General features: G+C 71.7%; 11 protein-coding genes. 3 read left to right on the top strand and 8 right to left on the bottom strand.

Translation table 11 applies throughout. From position 1 onward, the window contains the following. Positions 1–4 precede the first annotated feature (4 nt). The 6 genes from ftsH to nsdA form a co-directional block, all read right to left on the bottom strand. Positions 5–1957, bottom strand: coding sequence for an ATP-dependent zinc metalloprotease FtsH (ftsH, locus tag ACZ5CZ_RS01500; RefSeq protein ID WP_468938185.1), 1953 nt, complete (start codon positions 1955–1957; stop codon positions 5–7). A 73-nt stretch (positions 1958–2030) separates the two neighbouring features. Continuing rightward, a complete protein-coding gene (gene ffh, locus ACZ5CZ_RS01495; protein WP_385839715.1) occupies positions 2031–3578 on the bottom strand; it encodes a signal recognition particle protein in 1548 nt (515 codons plus the stop codon). A 121-nt stretch (positions 3579–3699) separates the two neighbouring features. Then, positions 3700–6144 (bottom strand): [protein-PII] uridylyltransferase, encoded by a 2445-nt coding sequence (locus ACZ5CZ_RS01490; protein WP_468938182.1) that lies wholly within the window; start codon positions 6142–6144, stop codon positions 3700–3702. 94 nt (positions 6145–6238) lie between these two features. Continuing rightward, positions 6239–6577, bottom strand: a complete 339-nt coding sequence (locus ACZ5CZ_RS01485) for a P-II family nitrogen regulator (RefSeq protein ID WP_100828472.1) — start codon at positions 6575–6577, stop codon at positions 6239–6241. Next, complete coding sequence (locus ACZ5CZ_RS01480; protein ID WP_385839718.1) at positions 6574–7917, bottom strand: ammonium transporter; 1344 nt, start codon at positions 7915–7917, stop codon at positions 6574–6576. Before ACZ5CZ_RS01480 ends, ACZ5CZ_RS01485 begins: the two co-directional genes overlap by 4 nt. Before the next feature lie 340 nt (positions 7918–8257). Next, positions 8258–9736 (bottom strand): transcriptional repressor NsdA, encoded by a 1479-nt coding sequence (gene nsdA, locus ACZ5CZ_RS01475; protein ID WP_385839719.1) that lies wholly within the window; start codon positions 9734–9736, stop codon positions 8258–8260. A gap of 496 nt (positions 9737–10232) precedes the next feature. Between nsdA and ACZ5CZ_RS01470 the strand changes: the two genes are divergently transcribed. Further along, entirely contained in the window at positions 10233–10895 is a 663-nt protein-coding gene (locus ACZ5CZ_RS01470) for a bifunctional DNA primase/polymerase (RefSeq protein ID WP_468938179.1), read from the top strand. 102 nt (positions 10896–10997) lie between these two features. Here the strand turns inward: ACZ5CZ_RS01470 and ftsY are convergent, their stop codons facing one another. Further along, complete coding sequence (ftsY, locus tag ACZ5CZ_RS01465) at positions 10998–12212, bottom strand: signal recognition particle-docking protein FtsY (protein ID WP_385839721.1); 1215 nt, start codon at positions 12210–12212, stop codon at positions 10998–11000. Between the two features lie 170 nt (positions 12213–12382). On the opposite strand from ftsY, the gene ACZ5CZ_RS01460 reads away from it, so the two are divergent. Both ACZ5CZ_RS01460 and ACZ5CZ_RS01455 read left to right on the top strand, forming a co-directional pair. Beyond that, on the top strand, positions 12383–13849 hold the full coding sequence (locus ACZ5CZ_RS01460) for a cytosine permease (protein WP_468938175.1): 1467 nt from the start codon (positions 12383–12385) through the stop codon (positions 13847–13849). A gap of 84 nt (positions 13850–13933) precedes the next feature. Continuing rightward, a complete protein-coding gene (locus ACZ5CZ_RS01455; protein ID WP_385839724.1) occupies positions 13934–14917 on the top strand; it encodes an LLM class flavin-dependent oxidoreductase in 984 nt (327 codons plus the stop codon). A gap of 1083 nt (positions 14918–16000) precedes the next feature. Here ACZ5CZ_RS01455 and ACZ5CZ_RS01450 read toward each other — a convergent pair. Further along, complete coding sequence (locus ACZ5CZ_RS01450; RefSeq protein ID WP_385839725.1) at positions 16001–17419, bottom strand: sugar porter family MFS transporter; 1419 nt, start codon at positions 17417–17419, stop codon at positions 16001–16003. Positions 17420–17614 lie beyond the last annotated feature (195 nt).

Below are 17614 nucleotides of genomic sequence, written 5' to 3'. Positions count from 1 at the left end.
CCCCTCACGCCCCCTCGGCCCCTTCCCCGTCCTTGGTCAGCCGGGTGATCCCGGCGATCCGGTACGCCTCCGCCTCCTCCAGCGTCTCGTTCTCCAGCAACGCCTGCGCGAGGGCGTCCAGCTGCCCACGGTGCTCACGGAGCTTGCGACAGGCCTCCTCGTAGCACTCGTCCACGATCCGCCGCATCTCGGCGTCGATGACATCGAGAGTCTGCGGAGCGGCGGCGAGCCCATAGGCCTGCTGGGCGTCGTTGGGCAGCGCCGAGAGCCGGCCCACCTCCTCGCTCATCCCCCAGCGCGACACCATCCCGCGCGCGATGCCGGTGACCTGCTCCAGGTCACTCTCCGAACCCGTCGTGATCACGTCGTACACCACGTGCTCGGCGGCCATCCCGCCGAGCGCGCCGATGATCCGGCCGCGCAGGTACTCCTCGGTGTACGCGTACTTGTCCGCGTCCGGCGTCGACAGGGTGACACCGAGCGCCCGGCCGCGCGGCACGATGGTGATCTTGCGAACCGGGTCGGCACCCGGCTGGAGCATGCCCAGCAACGCATGCCCGCTCTCGTGGTACGCGGTCCGCCGGCGCTCCTCCTCGGGCATCACCAGCGACCGCTCCGCCCCCAGCTGGATCTTCTCCAGCGCCTCCGACAGGTCGGCCTGGGTCACCGCCCGCTGCCTGCGCTTCACCGCGAGCAGCGCGGCCTCGTTGGCGAGGTTGGCCAGTTCCGCACCGGTCATCCCCGGCGTCGTCCGGGCGACCCGGGCGAGGTCGACGCCCTCGGCGAGCGGAATGTCCCGGGTGTGGATCTCCAGGATGGCCTCACGGCCGCCGCGGTCGGGCGGAGCGACCTGGACGATCCGGTCGAACCGGCCGGGCCGGGTCAGGGCCGGGTCCAGGACGTCCGCACGGTTGGTCGCCGCGATGACGACCACGCCCTCCGAACCGGAGAAGCCGTCCATCTCGGTGAGGATCTGGTTCAGCGTCTGCTCACGCTCGTCGTGCCCGCCCATCGACGCGCCACCGCCACGGGCCCGGCCGATGGTGTCGATCTCGTCGATGAAGATGATCGACGGGGCCAGCTTGCGGGCCTCGGCGAACAGCTCCCGCACCCGGGAGGCACCCACACCGACGATCATCTCGATGAACTCCGAGGCGGAAGCGGAGAAGAACGGCACCCCCGCCTCACCGGCGACCGCCCGCGCCAGCAGCGTCTTGCCCGTCCCCGGCGGACCCGCGAGCAGCACACCGCGCGGCATCTTCGCACCCATCCGACGGTAGGCGTCCGGGTTCTTCAGAAAGTCCACGACGTCGTTCAGCTCGCCCGCGACCTCGTCGATACCGGCCACATCGGCGAAGGTGGTGCGCTTCTTGCCGGGCTCCAGCTCGACCGGCCTCGGCGGCGCCTTGCGCCCCAGCATGCCGCCCGCACCACCGAGCCCCGCGCTCATCCGCCGCGCAATGAAGATCCACAAGGCGACGATGACCAGCATCGGCGCCAGCGAGATCAGCAGATTGGCCAGGAAACTCCGGTGCTGCACAACCGGCTGCGCCGTGACGATGACGCCGTGCTTGGTCAGACTGGCCCACAGGTCGTCGTGCGCGAACGACGGGCGCTCGGTGTCGAACTTGGTGTACGTGCCACCGCCGTCGGGCCGCTTCTGCTCCTTCTTGAGCTGGCCCTGGATGGAGTCGCCCTTGGCGTAGATCTTGGCGACATTGCCGTCGTTCACCTGCTTGGTGAACTCGGTGTACGAGATCGTCGGCTCGGTCGCCTGATCGAAGTACGACAGCACCACGTTGGCGATCAGAAACACCACCAGCGCGGTGAGCGCCAGCCGCCACCAGCCGCCGCGCATCCTCCGCCCGCCGGGCGACTGCGGCGGCGGCTCGTCGGGCGCACCCTCGGTACGCCAGGGCTGGTCGGGCGACGTGCGTGGCGGCGCGGGGTTGGTCATATGCGGACGTTACGACACCGACCAACCCCCGGCACGCGCAGCCGTGACCGCGGGGGAATCCCGCGGTCCCGGCTCAGCCCATGAACTTCTTGAACTCGTCCGGAAGCTCGAACTCCTGGCCGCCCTGCTGCGGCAGCCCGAAGGCGCCACCGCCCTGCGCGGCAGCCTCGCGGCGCTGGGCCTCCTCCAGCTCCTGCTGCCGGCGCTTCATCGGGTTGCCGGAGCGCTGCTTGCCCTTGGCCTTCTTCTGCTGCTTCTTCTGCCGGCCGGGGCCGCCGCCCATGCCCGGGATCCCCGGCATGCCCGGCATACCGCCCTGGGCCATCCGGGACATCATCTTGCGAGCGTCGAAGAACCGCTCGACCAGGTTCTTCACCGCGCTGACCTCGACACCGGAACCCTTGGCGATACGGGCGCGGCGGGAGCCGTTGATGATCGTCGGGTCCTGGCGCTCGGCCGGGGTCATCGACTTGATGATCGCGGCCGTGCGGTCGACGTCCCGCTCGTCGATGTTCTGGATCTGGTCCTTGATCTGCCCCATGCCGGGCAGCATCCCGAGCAGCTTGCTGATGCTGCCCATCTTCCTGACCTGCTCCATCTGGGCCAGGAAGTCGTCCAGGGTGAAGTCCTGGCCCTTCTTGGACGCCAGCTTCGAGGCCATCTTGGCGGCCTCTTCCTGGCTGAAGGTCTTCTCCGCCTGCTCGATCAGGGTGAGCAGGTCACCCATGTCGAGGATGCGGGAGGCCATCCGGTCCGGGTGGAAGGCGTCGAAGTCGTCCAGCTTCTCGCCGTTCGACGCGAACATGATCGGCTTGCCGGTGATCTGCCGGATCGACAGGGCGGCACCACCACGGGCGTCACCGTCGAGCTTGGAGAGGACCACACCGTCGAAGCCGACGCCGTCGCGGAAGGCCTCGGCGGTGTTGACCGCGTCCTGACCGATCATCGCGTCGACGACGAAAAGGATCTCGTCGGGGCCGACCGCGTCGCGGATGTCCGCGGCCTGCTGCATCATCTCCTGGTCGATGCCCAGGCGGCCGGCGGTGTCCACGATCACGATGTCGTGGACCTTGGACTTCGCGAAGTCGATCGAGTCCTTGGCGACCTTGACCGGGTCACCGACGCCGTTGCCCGGCTCGGGCGCGTAGACGGCGACACCGGCGCGCTCGGCGACGACGCTGAGCTGGTTCACGGCGTTGGGGCGCTGGAGGTCACAGGCGACCAGCAGCGGGGAGTGACCCTGCTCCTTGAGCCACCGGCCGAGCTTGCCCGCGAGGGTGGTCTTACCGGCACCCTGGAGACCCGCCAGCATGATCACGGTGGGGGGCTGCTTGGCGAAGCGGAGCCGGCGGGTCTCGCCGCCGAGGATGGTGACCAGCTCGTCGTTGACGATTTTCAGGACCTGCTGCGCGGGGTTCAGCGCACGCGAGACCTCGGCGCCGAGCGCACGCTCCTTGACGTTCTTGATGAACGTCCGGACGACCGGCAGGGCCACGTCGGCTTCGAGAAGCGCGATGCGGATCTCACGGGCCGTGGCGTCGATGTCCGCCTCGCTGAGGCGCCCCTTGCCGCGGAGGTTTTTGAATGTCGCGCTGAGGCGGTCGGAGAGGGTATCGAACACGGTGGCGTCGGTCCTCGGGGTCGGAGGTGGACAGGGCTGCCCTCCAGGGTATCTGGCCCGGCGGGGCAACAGTCCCCGCACGCCGGTTCCGGCGGGCGGGACACTCCCCACGGCCGCAAGGTCACCCCCGCAGCGTCTCCTCCAGCACCCGCGCCAGCGATCCCGCGTCGTCCGCCGGGAGCGGGTCCCCGACGCCGGTCGTGACGTAGAAGGCGTCCACGGCGTTGGCGCCCAGGGTCGACACGTGCATGCTCCGCACCCGCACGCCCGCCTTCTCCAGGGCCGTGCCGATCCGGTGCAGCAGGCCCGGCGCGTCCTGGGCCCGTACCTCGATCACCGTGGCGTGGTGGGAGGCCGCCGGGGCGACGGTCACCCGCGGTGGCGGGGCGATCCAGCCCCGGCGCCTCGGATAGGCCGCGTCGCGTTCGGCGAGCCGGCCGGCGATGTCCAGGCTGCCGTCCAGGGCGCGGACCAGGTCGGAGCGGAGCCGGGCGGCCTGGGGCAGGGAGCCGTACTCGGCGGCGACCCGCCAGTTGAGCAGGAGCACCGCGCCGTCGTCCACGTCGTCCGGCAGGCGCAGGGTGCGCAGTTCCGCCGTACGGACCGTGAGGCGGTGCACGGCGAGGACGCCGGCGACCGCGGGGAGCACGGCGGGCTGGTCGGGTACGGCGATGAGCAGCTCGACGCCAAGGGGTTCGCCGGAGCCGTCCTCGGCGGTGACCGGCTCGGGCTGCGCGCGCAGGGCGAGGACCGGGCCGCCGGTGCGGTGCGCCTCGATGGCGAGGCGCTCCTGTTCGGCGGTGGGCGCGGCGGGCTCGGGTTCGGCCGGGGCGTCGCCGGAGAGCACCGCGGAGACCCGTCGTACGAGGTCGGCGACGAGGGAGCCGCGCCAGGCGGACCAGGCGGCGGGGCCGGTGGCGAGGGCGTCCGACTCGGTGAGGGCGTGCAGCAGCTCCAGGGTGCTCTGGGTGCCGACCGCCTCGGCGACCGAGCGGACGGTGGCGGGGTCGTCCAGGTCGCGGCGGGTGGCCGTCTCGACCAGCAGGAGGTGGTGGCGGACGAGGGTGGCGAGGACGGAGACGTCGGCGCGGTCGAAGCCGATCCGCGTGGCGACGTCCTTGGCGATGATCTCGCCGGCCACCGAGTGGTCGCCGGGCCAGCCCTTGCCGATGTCGTGCAGCAGGGCGGCGACGAGCAGCAGGTCGGGGCGGCTGACGCGGCGGGTGAACGCGGAGGCGCGGACGGCGGTCTCGATCAGGTGCCGGTCGACGGTCCAGATGTGCACCGCGTTGCGCTGCGGGCGGCAGCGGACCCGCTCCCAGTCGGGGAGCAGCCCGGTGATCAGTCCCTCGGCCTCCAGCGCCTCCCAGACCGGGACGGTGGGGCGGCCGGAGCCGAGCAGGGTGACGAGTTGTTCGCGGGCCTCGGCGGGCCAGGGCGTGGGCAGGGGGCGGACGGTGGCGGCCATGCGCCGTACGGCGTGCAGGGAGAGCGGGAGTCCGGCCTGCGCGGCGGCGGCCGCGGCGCGCAACGGGAGTACGGGGTCGCGTTCGGGGCGCGCGGCGCGGGCGAGCACCACCTCGCCGTCCTGTTCCACCACGCCCTCGGCCAGGGGGGAGCGTTCCGCGACCGGTTTGCCGCCGCCGAGCATGGCGCGCAGCCGCGGGCGCACGGCGCGTGAACGCAGGACGCGCCCCACCTCGCGCCAGGTGACATCGCTGGCGTACGAGATGACCCGCGCCGCCTCGTACACCTGCCGCAGCAGCGTGTCGGCGTCGAGCAGGCCCAGCTCGGCCGCCACCTGATCCTGTTCCTGGAGGGACAGCCGGTCGGTGGCGCGACCCGTCGTCAGGTGCAGCGCGTCCCGGACGTCGAGCAGCCGGCGGCGGGCGTCGGCGAGGCCCTCGCGGGGGGCGTCGGCGAGCCAGGAGGCGGCGACGGCACGCAGCGCCGTGGCGTCGCGCAGTCCGCCGCGGGCCTCCTTGAGGTCGGGTTCCAGCAGGTACTGGAGTTCGCCCTGGCGCTCGGCGCGTTCGGCGCACAGCTGCTGGAGTTCGGGGAGGCGCCTGGGGGCCTGGTTGCGCCAGTCGGCGAGGACGGCGGTGCGCAGCTGGGAGGTCAGGCCGGCGTCTCCGGCGAGGTGGCGGGCGTCCAGGAGGCCGAGCTGGACCTTGAGGTCCTCCCCGGCGGTCCTGCGGGCCTCGGCGGGAGTGCGCACGGAGTGGTCGAGGGCGAGCCCGAGGTCCCAGACGGGGTACCAGAGCCGGTCGGCGAGGGCGGCGACGGCGCCCGGGTCGGAGCCGTCGTGCAGCAGCAGGAGGTCGAGGTCGCTGCGCGGGGACAGCTCGCCGCGGCCGTATCCGCCGACGGCGACCAGGGAGGCGCCCTGGACGTCCCGGGCGGCCGCGGTGAACAGCCCGGCGAGCCACTCGTCGGTCAGCTCGGCGAGGGCGGCACGGCGCGGCGGCCCGGACCGCGCCTCCTCGGTGAGGAGACGCAGCCGGGCCGCCGCGTAGCCGCTGGGCCCCGGGTCTTCCGCTTCCGTGCGCACTTCCGTACCCGTCACCCAGCGACTCCCGTCTTCACTGTTCTGTCGGAGCGACCGTCCGTCGGATCGACCGTCCTGGCGGAGCGACCGTCCTGGCGGAGCGACCGTCGTGTCAGAGCGCGTCCGGGCCGCGCTCGCCGGTGCGGACCCGTACGGCCGTCTCGACCGGCAGGGACCACACCTTGCCGTCACCGATCTTGCCGGTGCGGGCGGCCTTGACGATGACCTCGACGAGCTGTTCGGCGTCGTCGTCCTCGGCCAGTACCTCTATGCGGATCTTGGGCACCAGGTCGACGGTGTACTCGGCACCGCGGTAGACCTCGGTGTGTCCCCGCTGTCGACCGTAACCGCTGGCCTCGGTGACCGTCAGCCCGTGGACGCCGAAGGCCTGAAGGGCCTCCTTGATCTCGTCCAGCCGGTGCGGCTTCACGACGGCGGTGATGAGCTTCATGCGTCCACCTTCTTGCTCTGCGCGGCGGCGGCCAGGGCCGGGGAGGAGACGGAGGAGCCGATGACACCGCCGCCGGCGCCGCTGAAGTCGTATGCGGTCTCGGCGTGCTCGGCCTGGTCGATGCCGGAGATCTCCTCGTCCTCGGTGACCCGCATGCCGATGGTCTTGTCGAGGAGGAAGGCGAGGACCGCGGAGACGACCAGCGAGTAGCCGAGGACCGCACCGACACCGGCGCACTGGATCCAGAACTGGTGCATGCCGCCGCCGTAGAAGAGGCCCTTGACCTGCGACTGGCCCTTGCCGGTGGCGAAGAGGCCGATCAGCAGGGAGCCGAGGATGCCGCCGACCATGTGGACGCCGACGACGTCGAGGGAGTCGTCGTAGCCGAACTTGAACTTCAGGCCCACGGCCGCGGCGCAGGCGACACCGGCGATGGCGCCGACGGCGATCGCGCCGAGCGGGGAGACGGCGCCGCCCGAGGGGGTGATGGCGACCAGGCCGGCGACCGCGCCGGAGGCGGCACCGAGGGTGGTGAACGCGCCGTGGCGGATCTTCTCGTAGGCGAGCCAGGCGAGCATGGCGGCGGCGGTGGCGACCTGCGTGTTGACGAACATCAGGGCGCCCACGCCGTCGTCGTTGCCGAGCCAGGAGCCGGCGTTGAAGCCGAACCAGCCGAACCAGAGCAGACCGGCGCCGAGCATGACCAGCGGGAGGCTGTGCGGACGCATCGGGTCCTTCTTGAAGCCGACGCGCTTGCCGATGACGAGGATGACGCCGAGGCCCGCCGCGCCCGCGTTGATGTGGACCGCCGTACCACCGGCGAAGTCGATCACGCCGAGCTTGTAGGCCCAGCCGTCGGCGCCCCAGACCCAGTGGGCGACCGGGACGTAGACGATCGTGAGCCACAGGGCGATGAAGAGCGACCAGGCGGAGAACTTGACGCGGTCCGCGAGGGCGCCGCTTATCAGGGCCGGGGTGATGATCGCGAACATCAGCTGGAAGACCATGAAGACGAAGATCGGGATGGTGTATCCGTCCCAGAGCTGCGTCAGGCCGATGTTGCTGAGGCCGAACCAGTCGGTGTTCCAGCCGATGAACCCGTTGTGCGTGCCGAAGGCGAGGGAGAAGCCGTAGAGCACCCAGAGGATGGTGACGATCCCCAGGCTGATGAAGCTCATCATCAGCATGTTCAGGGTGCTCTTGACCCGGACCATGCCTCCGTAGAAGAAGGCCAGGCCCGGCGTCATGAGCAGTACAAGGGCGGAACAGATGAGCATGAAGCCTGTGTTCGCGGACGACAGCTTGGGTGCGTCCGCCGCAAGCATGATGGCTGGTGCCATCGGCGTCTCCTCGTCGGTGTGTACGGCCCCGTGCGGGCGGTGCCTGTGCGGTCCGGTCAGTGAGGGGTGGGCCGGTTATGCGCCATGAGATTGGCGCAGCGCGGTTTCGGTGGGCGCCCCTCGCTGTTTCGCCGGGGTGACGAAGGCTGCGTGCGTGTTACGCGTCCATGAACTGCCTGATCTGTGCGGCGCCGATCGTTATCGTGGCGCAACCTTCCCCCGAGTGCGCTCGGGGAAGACAGGCCGGCCGCGGGCGGCCTCTCGATGACCTGGCATGGGGGAGCCGAGTCGGGCAGTTCGGGAGGACCGGCCGCGGCCGGGGCATGGGTGCTCGGGCCGGTCAGACGGCCTCTGCGTTCTCGGGGAGATCGACGGCGAGCTGTTCGGTGAGGTCGATGACGGCGGCGAGATCGCCGTGGTCGCGTACGGCCGTGTCGACCGTCTTTCGGATACGAGTGTTCACACGCTCGGAGCGGACCTTCTTGGCGATGTCCATGGCCTGGGAGGCGTAGGCGGTGCTCTGCTCGGGCTCGCGCTGGAGCAGGTGCACGGTGGCCATGCCGATCAGGTTGAGGGCGTACGACCGCTGGTGCTCCGTGTCCTTGGCGAACAGCTCCACGGCCCGCTTCATGAGCGGCTCGGCGAGGGAGGCGTAGGCGGGGCTGCGGCCGGCGACATAGGCGAGGTCGCGGAAGGAGTGGGAGTTCTCGCCGTACAGCTCGGCCTCGGAGAAGAAGCGGATCCAGTCGGGGTCCGGCTCGTCCCACTCGTCGGCCTCGGCGAAGGTGTCCTCGGCCATGCGGACCGCGCGCTTGGTCTTCCCGGGCTGGCCCATGTTGGCGTAGGCGCGGGCCTCCATCGCATACAGCATGGACTGGGTGCGCGGGCTCGCGCAGTCGCGGCTGCCGTACTGGGCGAGGTGGATCAGTTCCAGGGCGTCGTCGGGCCGGCCGAGGTGGATCATCTGGCGGCTCATGCTGGAGAGGATGTAGGAGCCGAGGGGCTTGTCGCCGGCCTCCTTGGCCGCGTGCAGGGCGAGGACGAAGTACTTCTGGGCGGTGGGCTGGAGTCCGACGTCGTACGACATCCAGCCGGCCAGTTCGGCCAGCTCGGCGGCGATCTTGAAGAGCTTGCGGGTGGTGGCCTCGGGCTGGGGTTCCTGGAGCAGGTCGGTGACCTCGTGCAGCTGGCCGACGACCGCCTTGCGGCGCAGTCCGCCGCCGCACTGGGCGTCCCACTGGCGGAACATCCGGGTGGTGGACTCCAGCAGGTCCAGCTCGGGCCTCGACAGCCGGCCGGGCCTGCGCGCGTCGAACGCGGCCTCGGGTTCGGTGGTGATCGGCACGGCGGGCGCGGGGACGAGCCAGCGCTGCATGGGCTCGATCAGGGTGGGGCCGGCGGACAGCGCGAGCGAGGTGCCGAGGAAGCCGCGGCGGGCGAGCATCAGGTCGCTGCGCGAGAACTCGCTGAGCAGCGCGACCGTCTGCGGGGCGGTCCAGGGCAGGTCGACGCCGGACGCGGAGGGTGACGGCCGGGCGGCGCGCAGGCCGAGGTCCTCGATGGAGACCACGCAGCCGAAGCGCTCGGAGAACAGCTCCGAGAGGATGCGCGGGATCGGCTCGCGCGGGTTCTCCCCGTCCAGCCAGCGGCGCACGCGCGAGGTGTCGGTGGAGATGTGGTTGGCGCCCAACTGGCGCGCCCGGCGGTTCACCTGCCGTGCCAGCTCGCCCTTGGACCAGCCGCTGCGCACGAACCACGAGCCGAGCAGCTCGTTGGGGCGCTTGTCAGCGTTCGTCCCGCTACCGCCGTTGCCGCCCACCGGAAGGCCCCCATCCCTGATTGCGATCCTCGGTCGCCCTGGAGGGAGACCGCCTCGCGCCAAGCCCTATCAGAATGCCCGTTGATACGGCTTCCCGTCTGCCGGTTCTCACCCTTCGAACGGGTTGACGAGTTGCCTCCGGCATACCCGCGCGGGCATGTGCCCCAGGGCTCGCACACTCACAGTAATCCTACGATCACCGGTGCAGCCACGGGGATCCGGGAAACGCCACCATTCGCCACCCCTTCGAATGAACTCACGATCGGCCGCTCGCGATTCACTTGACATAGGACGAACGGAAGTGGGCGGAGTGAAGCACGCAGGGGCGCGCAACGCCCGGTGCACCACTTTCCACGCTTCCAGGCGCCGCCCCAACTGCGCGGTCACGCGGGCTTGGCCTTCGGGCCGCACGGGAAGGCGCAGCCGTAGCGTTACGTTCCGCTTTCGTCTCGTTCCGTGTCGTAACCACCGGCGCGCTGGACCCGTTGGAGGGGGCATGGGCTTCACGATCGGCGGCATCCGCGAGATCCGCTCCGGCACGCGACGGCGCGGCCGCTCGTCGGAGTGCACCACCGTCGCCGAGTTCACCGGGCTGTGGGGCTGGGACGTGGTGCCGGGCGCGCGGGCCGCGGCGGGCGCCTGCTCGTGCGGCCGGGCCGACTGCCCGGCGCCGGGCGCGCATCCGCTGGACTTCGCGCCCCAGGTGCCGGCCGGGGCCACGCTGGACGAGGTGACCAAGGCCTGGTCGGACTTCCCGGGCGCCTCGGTGATGCTGCCGGTCGGCCAGGCCTTCGACGTCCTGGAGGTCTCCGAGGCCGCCGGCCGCCGCGCCCTGGCCCGGCTGGAGCGGATGGGTCTGCCGCTCGGTCCGGTGACCGCCACCCCGGAGGGCCGCGCCCACTTCTTCGTCGCCCCCGGCGCCGCCGCGGAACTCCCCCGGCTGCTCTACCGCATGGGCTGGGACGACCCCGGCGCCCTGGATCTGCGCGGCCTCGGCCCCGGTGCGTTCGTCACCGCGCCGCCGTCCGACCGGGGCGGTCTCGGCCCGGTGCGCTGGCTGCGCCCGCCCGCGCTGGACTCGGCGACCAGGCCCCCGGCGGCCCGGCTGCTGCTCGGCACGCTGGCGTATGTGGCACACCGCTCGCGGGCGCGGGCCTGACCGCCGCCGGAGAGGGCCTGACCGCCGCCGGAGAAAGCCGAAGCTCCCGTCCCCCACTGCACCTGGGGGGCGGGAGCTTCTCGCTGTGCGCCTGCGGCAGCCCTAGTCGCCGATCAGCGCGTCCACGAACGCCTCCGGCTCGAAGGGCGCCAGGTCGTCCGCGCCCTCGCCGAGACCGATCAGCTTGACCGGCACGCCCAGCTCGCGCTGGACCGCGACGACGATGCCGCCCTTGGCGGTGCCGTCGAGCTTGGTCAGCACGATGCCGGTGATGTCCACGACCTCGGCGAAGACCCGGGCCTGCACCAGGCCGTTCTGGCCGGTGGTGGCGTCGAGGACGAGCAGCACCTCGTCCAGCGGCGCGTGCTTCTCCACGACCCGCTTGACCTTGCCCAGCTCGTCCATGAGGCCGGTCTTGGTGTGCAGCCGGCCGGCGGTGTCGATGAGGACGACGTCGACCCCCATCTCCTTGCCTTCCTTGACCGCGTCGAAGGCGACGGAGGCGGGGTCGCCCGCCTCGGGGCCGCGCACGGTGTGGGCGCCGACGCGCTCGCCCCAGGTCTGGAGCTGGTCGGCGGCGGCGGCCCGGAAGGTGTCGGCGGCGCCGAGGACGACCGTGCGGCCGTCGGCGACGAGCACCCGGGCGAGCTTGCCGGTGGTGGTGGTCTTGCCGGTGCCGTTGACGCCGACGACCATCACGATGCCGGGCTTGCGATCCTCGGGCTCGGTCTTCACCGTGCGGTCGACATCGGTGCCGACCAGCTTGAGCAGTTCCTCGCGCAGCAGGCCGCGCAGTTCCTGCGGGGTGCGGGTGCCGAGCACCTTGACGCGCTCACGCAGCCGCTCGACCAGCTCCTGGGTGGGCTGCACACCGACGTCGGCGGTGAGCAGCGTGTCCTCGATCTCCTCCCAGGTGTCCTCGTCCAGGTGCTCGCGCGACAACAGCGTGAGCAGGCCCTTGCCGAGGGCGTTCTGGGAGCGGGACAGGCGGGCGCGGAGCCGGACCAGCCGGCCCGCGGTGGGCTCCGGGATCTCGAGTTCGGGAACCTCGACGGCGGCGGGGCCGGCGGGCGGCTCCTCGACGGCGACCGGCGCGGGGCCGCCCGGGAGATCAACCTCCTCGATCGTCCGGCGCGGTTCGTCGCGCGGCGTCTCGGCCTCGTCGCCGACGTGCGGCTCGGCCGGGGGCGCGGTGATGTCGGGCGTCTTCGGGGGCGGCGGGGGCAGCGGCTTCCGGCGCCGGCTGCCCACGATCAGCCCGCCGAGCGCGCCGAGCACGACCACGGCGATGACTACAGCAAGGATGACGGTTTCCATAACCCGACCAGTATCGGCTATGGGGTGCCGAGGGACCGGGTTTGTGGCTTCCTCCGAGAGACAAAGGCCACGTATGGCGAGGAGTGGGAGCAAAGTACGATGGTGGCGACTCGGTTGACGCGCGTAGAGTCCGGGTCGTCCCCTGTTCCCCCACGTCTGGCCCCTTTTTCATGAGCAAAACCGTCGAGACCGAAGGCGCTCTCGAAACCCGAGGCATCGAGCAGGTCCCGGATCACGAGCGCACCGGCAGGACCCGTGAGCTGTTCCCCACCTGGGTCGGCGCCAACATCAGCGTGCTGCTGCTGACCATGGGCGCGAGCCTGGTCGTCGCGTACCACCTGGACATCTGGCAGGCGCTCGTGGTGGCCGTGGCCGCGCCGGTGGTGTCGTACGGCCTGGTCGGGCTGATCGGCATCGCGGGCAAGCGGGGCGGCGCGCCCGGTATGGCGCTGTCGCGCGCGGTGTTCGGCCAGCGCGGCAATCTGCTGCCCGGTTCGCTGATCTGGGTCGCGCGCTGGGGCTGGGAGACGATCAACGCGGTCACCGGCGCCTACGCGATGCTCACCATCCTGGACATCCTGTTCGGTCTCAAGGCGAACAGCGTGCTGGACATGGTGATGCTGCTGGCGTTCGTCGTGGCGACCTTCGCGATCTCGGGTCTCGGCATCAACGCCGTGCAGAAGTGCAACAAGTACGCCACCTACCTCTTCGGCGTCTTCTCGGTGCTCGTGCTGGTCTACCTGGCGGCGAACACGGACTGGTCGAAGGTGACGCACCAGGGCGGGGGCTCCACCGCGGCGGTGATCACGGGCATCGGCATGATCGCGGCGGGCGGTGTCAGCTGGATCCCGACGGCCCCCGACTTCACCCGCTACCTGCCGCGTACGGCCTCCTCGAAGGCGATCGTCGGTACGGCGGTGGGCGGCGCCGGCATCGTCGTCCTGCCCATGGTGCTGATGGGTGCGGTGATGGCGGTGTCCACGCCGGACCTGGCCTCGGCGACCGACCCGGTCTCCTTCCTCGGCGAGATCCTGCCGACGTGGATCGCGGTGCCGTACCTCTTCATCGCGCTGATCGGCATGCTGCTGATCAACTCGATGTCCATGTACTCGGCGGGCTTCACCGCGCAGACCCTCGGCTTCAGGGTGCCGCGGCACTGGGCGGTCTCGGTGAACGCCGTGATCTCGCTGCTGTTCGGCGGGGTGCTGATGCTGGTGGCGACGAGCTTCATGGGGTCGTTCATCGCCTTCCTGTCGCTGCTGGCGGTCGCGTTCTCCGCGTGGGTCGGCGTGTTCGGCGCGGACATGCTGCGCCGCACCGAGTACGACGGCCGGGCCATGGCCGACACCACGCGTGCCAGCGCCTACTGGTACAAGGGCGGCTTCTCCCCCGCGGCCGTGGCCGCCTGGGCGATCGGTCTGCTGGCCGGTCTGATGTTCACCACCTCGGACTGGTTCACCGGCCCGCTCGCGGGCAACAACGTGATCGGCGAGTACGGCCTGGGCTGGGTCGCCACGATCGTCGTCTCCGGCCTGCTGTACCTGGCCCTGCCGAAGCCGGCGGTCCGCCCGGTCGAGGACGGTGCCGCGGAGCAGGCCGCCGAGCCGGCCGCGGAGCCCGTGACCGCCGACGCGTGACGGAACCTTCCGCGCCCCTGGCTATCTGACACCTCGTCAGCTAACGTCCCCCTCCTGCCGCAGCGCACCGGAGGGGGATTTGCCATGCCCGTCACGGTCGTCCGTTTCAACCTCGTCGCACCCGGCGCCGCCCCTGCCGCTCTCTCCGCCCGCTACCGGGCCGCCGTGGAGATGGCCGCGTACGCCGACGCGCACGGGATCGGCATGGTGCAGACCGAGGAGCACCATGGCGCGGAGGACAACTGGCTGCCGTCGCCGTTCGCCTTCGCGGGCGCGGTGTTCGGGGCGACGCGCCGGATCGCGGTGACGGTGTCGGCGGTGATCGGCCCGCTGCACGATCCGCTGCGGCTGGCCGAGGAGATCGCCGTACTGGACCTGCTGAGCGGCGGCCGGCTGGTGACGGTGGCCGGGATCGGCTACCGGCCCGAGGAGTACGCCCTGTTCGGCGTCGACTGGCGGCGCCGCGGCCGGCTCCAGGACGAGCTGCTGGAGACGCTGCTGAAGGCGTGGTCCGGCGAGGAGTTCGGCTATCGGGGCCGTACGGTACGGCTCACCCCGCGCCCGTGCACCGATCCGCACCCCCTGCTGCTGGTCGGCGGGTCCTCCCGGGCGGCGGCCCGGCGGGCGGCCCGGCTGGGGCTGCCGTTCTTCCCCAGCGCGCATCTGCCGGAGCTGGAGGCGTACTACAAGGAGCGGCTCGCCGAGTACGGCACCGAGGGCTGGGTGATGATGCCGGCCGCCGCGACCCCGCTGCTGCACCTCGCCGAGGATCCCGACCGGGCCTGGGCCGAGTACGGCGAACACTTCCTGCACGAGGCGCTGACGTACGCCTCCTGGCAGTCGGACGGGATCCGCTCGGCGGTCCGGTCGACCGCCACGACGGTGCCGGAGCTGCGCGCGGAGGGCGTGTACCGCATCCTCACCCCACAACAGTGCCTGGCAGCGGGCCTGGACACCCTGGTCCTGCACCCCCTGGCGGGCGGCATCCCCCTGGCCGAGGGCTGGCGCAGCCTCACGCTGTTCACGGAACGGGTACTGCCGGAGCTGGAACGGCAGGGGGGTCGGTGAGGACGGGGCCGGGGGGGCGGTGGTCCCCGGTGGCGCGACCGGGTGGCCGTGGTCTGAGGGCGCGGCTGGGTGGGCGTGGTCCTGGCGGCGGTCCTGGCGGCGCGGCTGGGTGGCCGTGGTCCTGGCGGCGCGGCCGGATGACGGGGGTCCAGGCGACGCGGCCGGATGGCGGGGGCCCTGACGGCGCGGCCGGATGGCGGGGGCCCTGACGGCGCGGCCGGATGGCGGGGGCCCTGACGGCGCGGCCGGATGGCGGGGGCCCGGGCGGTGCGGCCGGATGGCGGGGGCCCTGACGGCGCGGCCGGGTGGCGGGGGCCCGGGCGGTGCGGCCGGGTGGCCGTGGTCCTGGCGACGCGGCCGGATGGCGGGGTCCAGGCGGCGCGGCCGGATGCCGGGGGGCCGGGCGGTGCGGCCGGGTGGCCGTGGTCCTGGCGACGCGGCCGGATGGCGGGGGCCCTGACGGCGCGGCCGGGTGGGGGTGGTCTTGGCGGCGCGGCCGGGTGGCGGGGGCCCGGGCGGTGCGGCCGGGTGGCCGTGGTCCTGGCGGCGTGCCCGCCCGGCTGCGATCGGGTTCGGTGCCCGGTCCGGGACCGAGGTGTCCACAACCACCGGCGCCTTGGCTCTGCCGCCGGGAGGATGGCAGTGCTGGACACCCTCCGGCTGGCGGGCGGGATGCGTAGCCGACGGCTCGGTGAGGGCGCGGCCTAGCGGCGGGCGCTCCCCGTGGTGCCCAGCGCCGGCAGGCGTGCTGGTGCAGGGTTCGGGCTGTTCCCATCGCAGGGGCGGGAGCCCACGTCGCGGTCCAGATGGCGGCGGGTTCGGGTCGGGCCCAAGCGGGGGCCGGGGCGGGAGCAGGGCCCCTGGCGCCAAGCGGGCGGGCCCGGGGGCAGGGGGCCGGGGCGGCTGGGGGCCGGGCCCGAAGCGAGGTCAGGACCGCCGGAGGCCCGCGTGGCCGAGGCCGGGAGGCTGCCGTACGATGCCGCCGCCCCCGGTCCGGGCAGTGGCCGGAGCGGGGGCGGCGGAGGGTACGAGGAGAGGGGCAGCGGGGACTTGGCCCTTCTCCCCGAGTTCGAGGGGGCCGGATCAGCCCATCTCCTCCAGCGACTTGCCCTTCGTCTCCTTGACGAACTTCAGGACGAACGGGATGGAGAGGGCGGCGAAGACCGTGTAGATCACGTAGGTCGCGGAGAGGTTCCAGTCGGCCAGCGACGGGAAGCTCGCGGTGATGGCCCAGTTGGCGATCCACTGCGCGGCGGCGGCCACGCCCAGGGCGGCGGCGCGGATCCTGTTCGGGAACATCTCGCCGAGCATGACCCAGACGACCACACCCCAGGACAGGGCGAAGAAGAGGACGAACACGTGGGCGGCGATCAGCGCGGTCCAGCCCTGGGTGCTCGGCAGCTTGCCGTCGACCAGGTCGTAGCTGAAGGCCCAGGCCTCCAGCGCGAGGCCGACGGCCATGCCGATCGAGCCGATGAGCGCGAGCGGCTTGCGGCCGACGCGGTCCACGAAGATCATCGCGATCACGGTGCCGACGATGTTGATGATCGACGTCGTGAAGGAGTAGAAGAACGAGTCCGTCGGGTCGACACCGACCGACTGCCACAGCGTCGAGGAGTAGTAGAACGCGACGTTGATGCCGACGAACTGCTGGAAGACCGACAGGCCGATACCGATCCAGACGATCGGCTTGAAGAAGAAGCCGCCGCCGAGCAGGTCCTTGAAGGTCGACTTGTGCTCGCTCTTCATCGCGTGCTCGATCTCGGCGACGCGGGCGTCGAGGTCGATGCCGTTGCCCTCGACCTCGGCGAGGATCTCCTTGGCGCGCTCGCGCTTGCCGACGGAGAGCAGGAAGCGCGGGGACTCGGGGATCGCGAAGGACAGCATGCCGTAGAGGACGGCGGGGACGACCATCACGCCGAGCATGACCTGCCAGGCCTCCAGGCCCATCAGGTGGCCGCGCTGGTCACCGCCGGCGGCGTTGAGCAGGCCCCAGTTGACCAGCTGCGAGATGGCGATGCCGACGACGATCGCGGCCTGCTGGAAGGAGCCGAGACGGCCGCGGTAGGCGGGCGGGGCGACCTCGGCGATGTAGGCGGGGCCGATGACGGAGGCCATGCCGATGGCGAAGCCGCCGACGATCCGCCAGAGGGCGAGGTCCCACAGCGCGAACGGCAGTGCGGAGCCGACGGCGCTGATCGTGAACAGGACGGCGGCGATCTGCATACAGCGGATGCGGCCGATGCGGTCGGCGATGCGGCCGGCGGTCGCGGCGCCGATGGCGCAGCCGATCAGGGCGACGGCGATGACCTGGGCGAGGGCCGCGGAGCCGATGTCGTACTTCCCGCGGATGGCCTCGACGGCGCCGTTGATCACGGAGCTGTCGTAGCCGAAGAGGAAACCGCCCATGGCGGCCGCCGCCGCGATGAAGATGACGTGCCCGAGATGCTCGGGATGGGCCGTCCTGGCTCCTGACTGAGGTGCCTGCGCTGTGCTGGTCACGTGTATCTCCTCGGGCCACGGCAACGCTGCCGCGGGTGGGGGCGAGCCCTTCCAGGTGTGTGGATCTCTGGGTTCCAGTGGCGCATATGTTCACGCCGCTCACACCTGAAGGTAAAAGCAACGTTGCAGAGACTATGCCTTCAAGTTTCGAAGTCAATAGTTCAACGGCTGTGAGTTTTCAGATATGTCCGGTAG

The organism is Streptomyces sp. NPDC031418, assembly GCF_055581605.1.
This window is presented reverse-complemented; position numbering and strand designations above follow the sequence as displayed.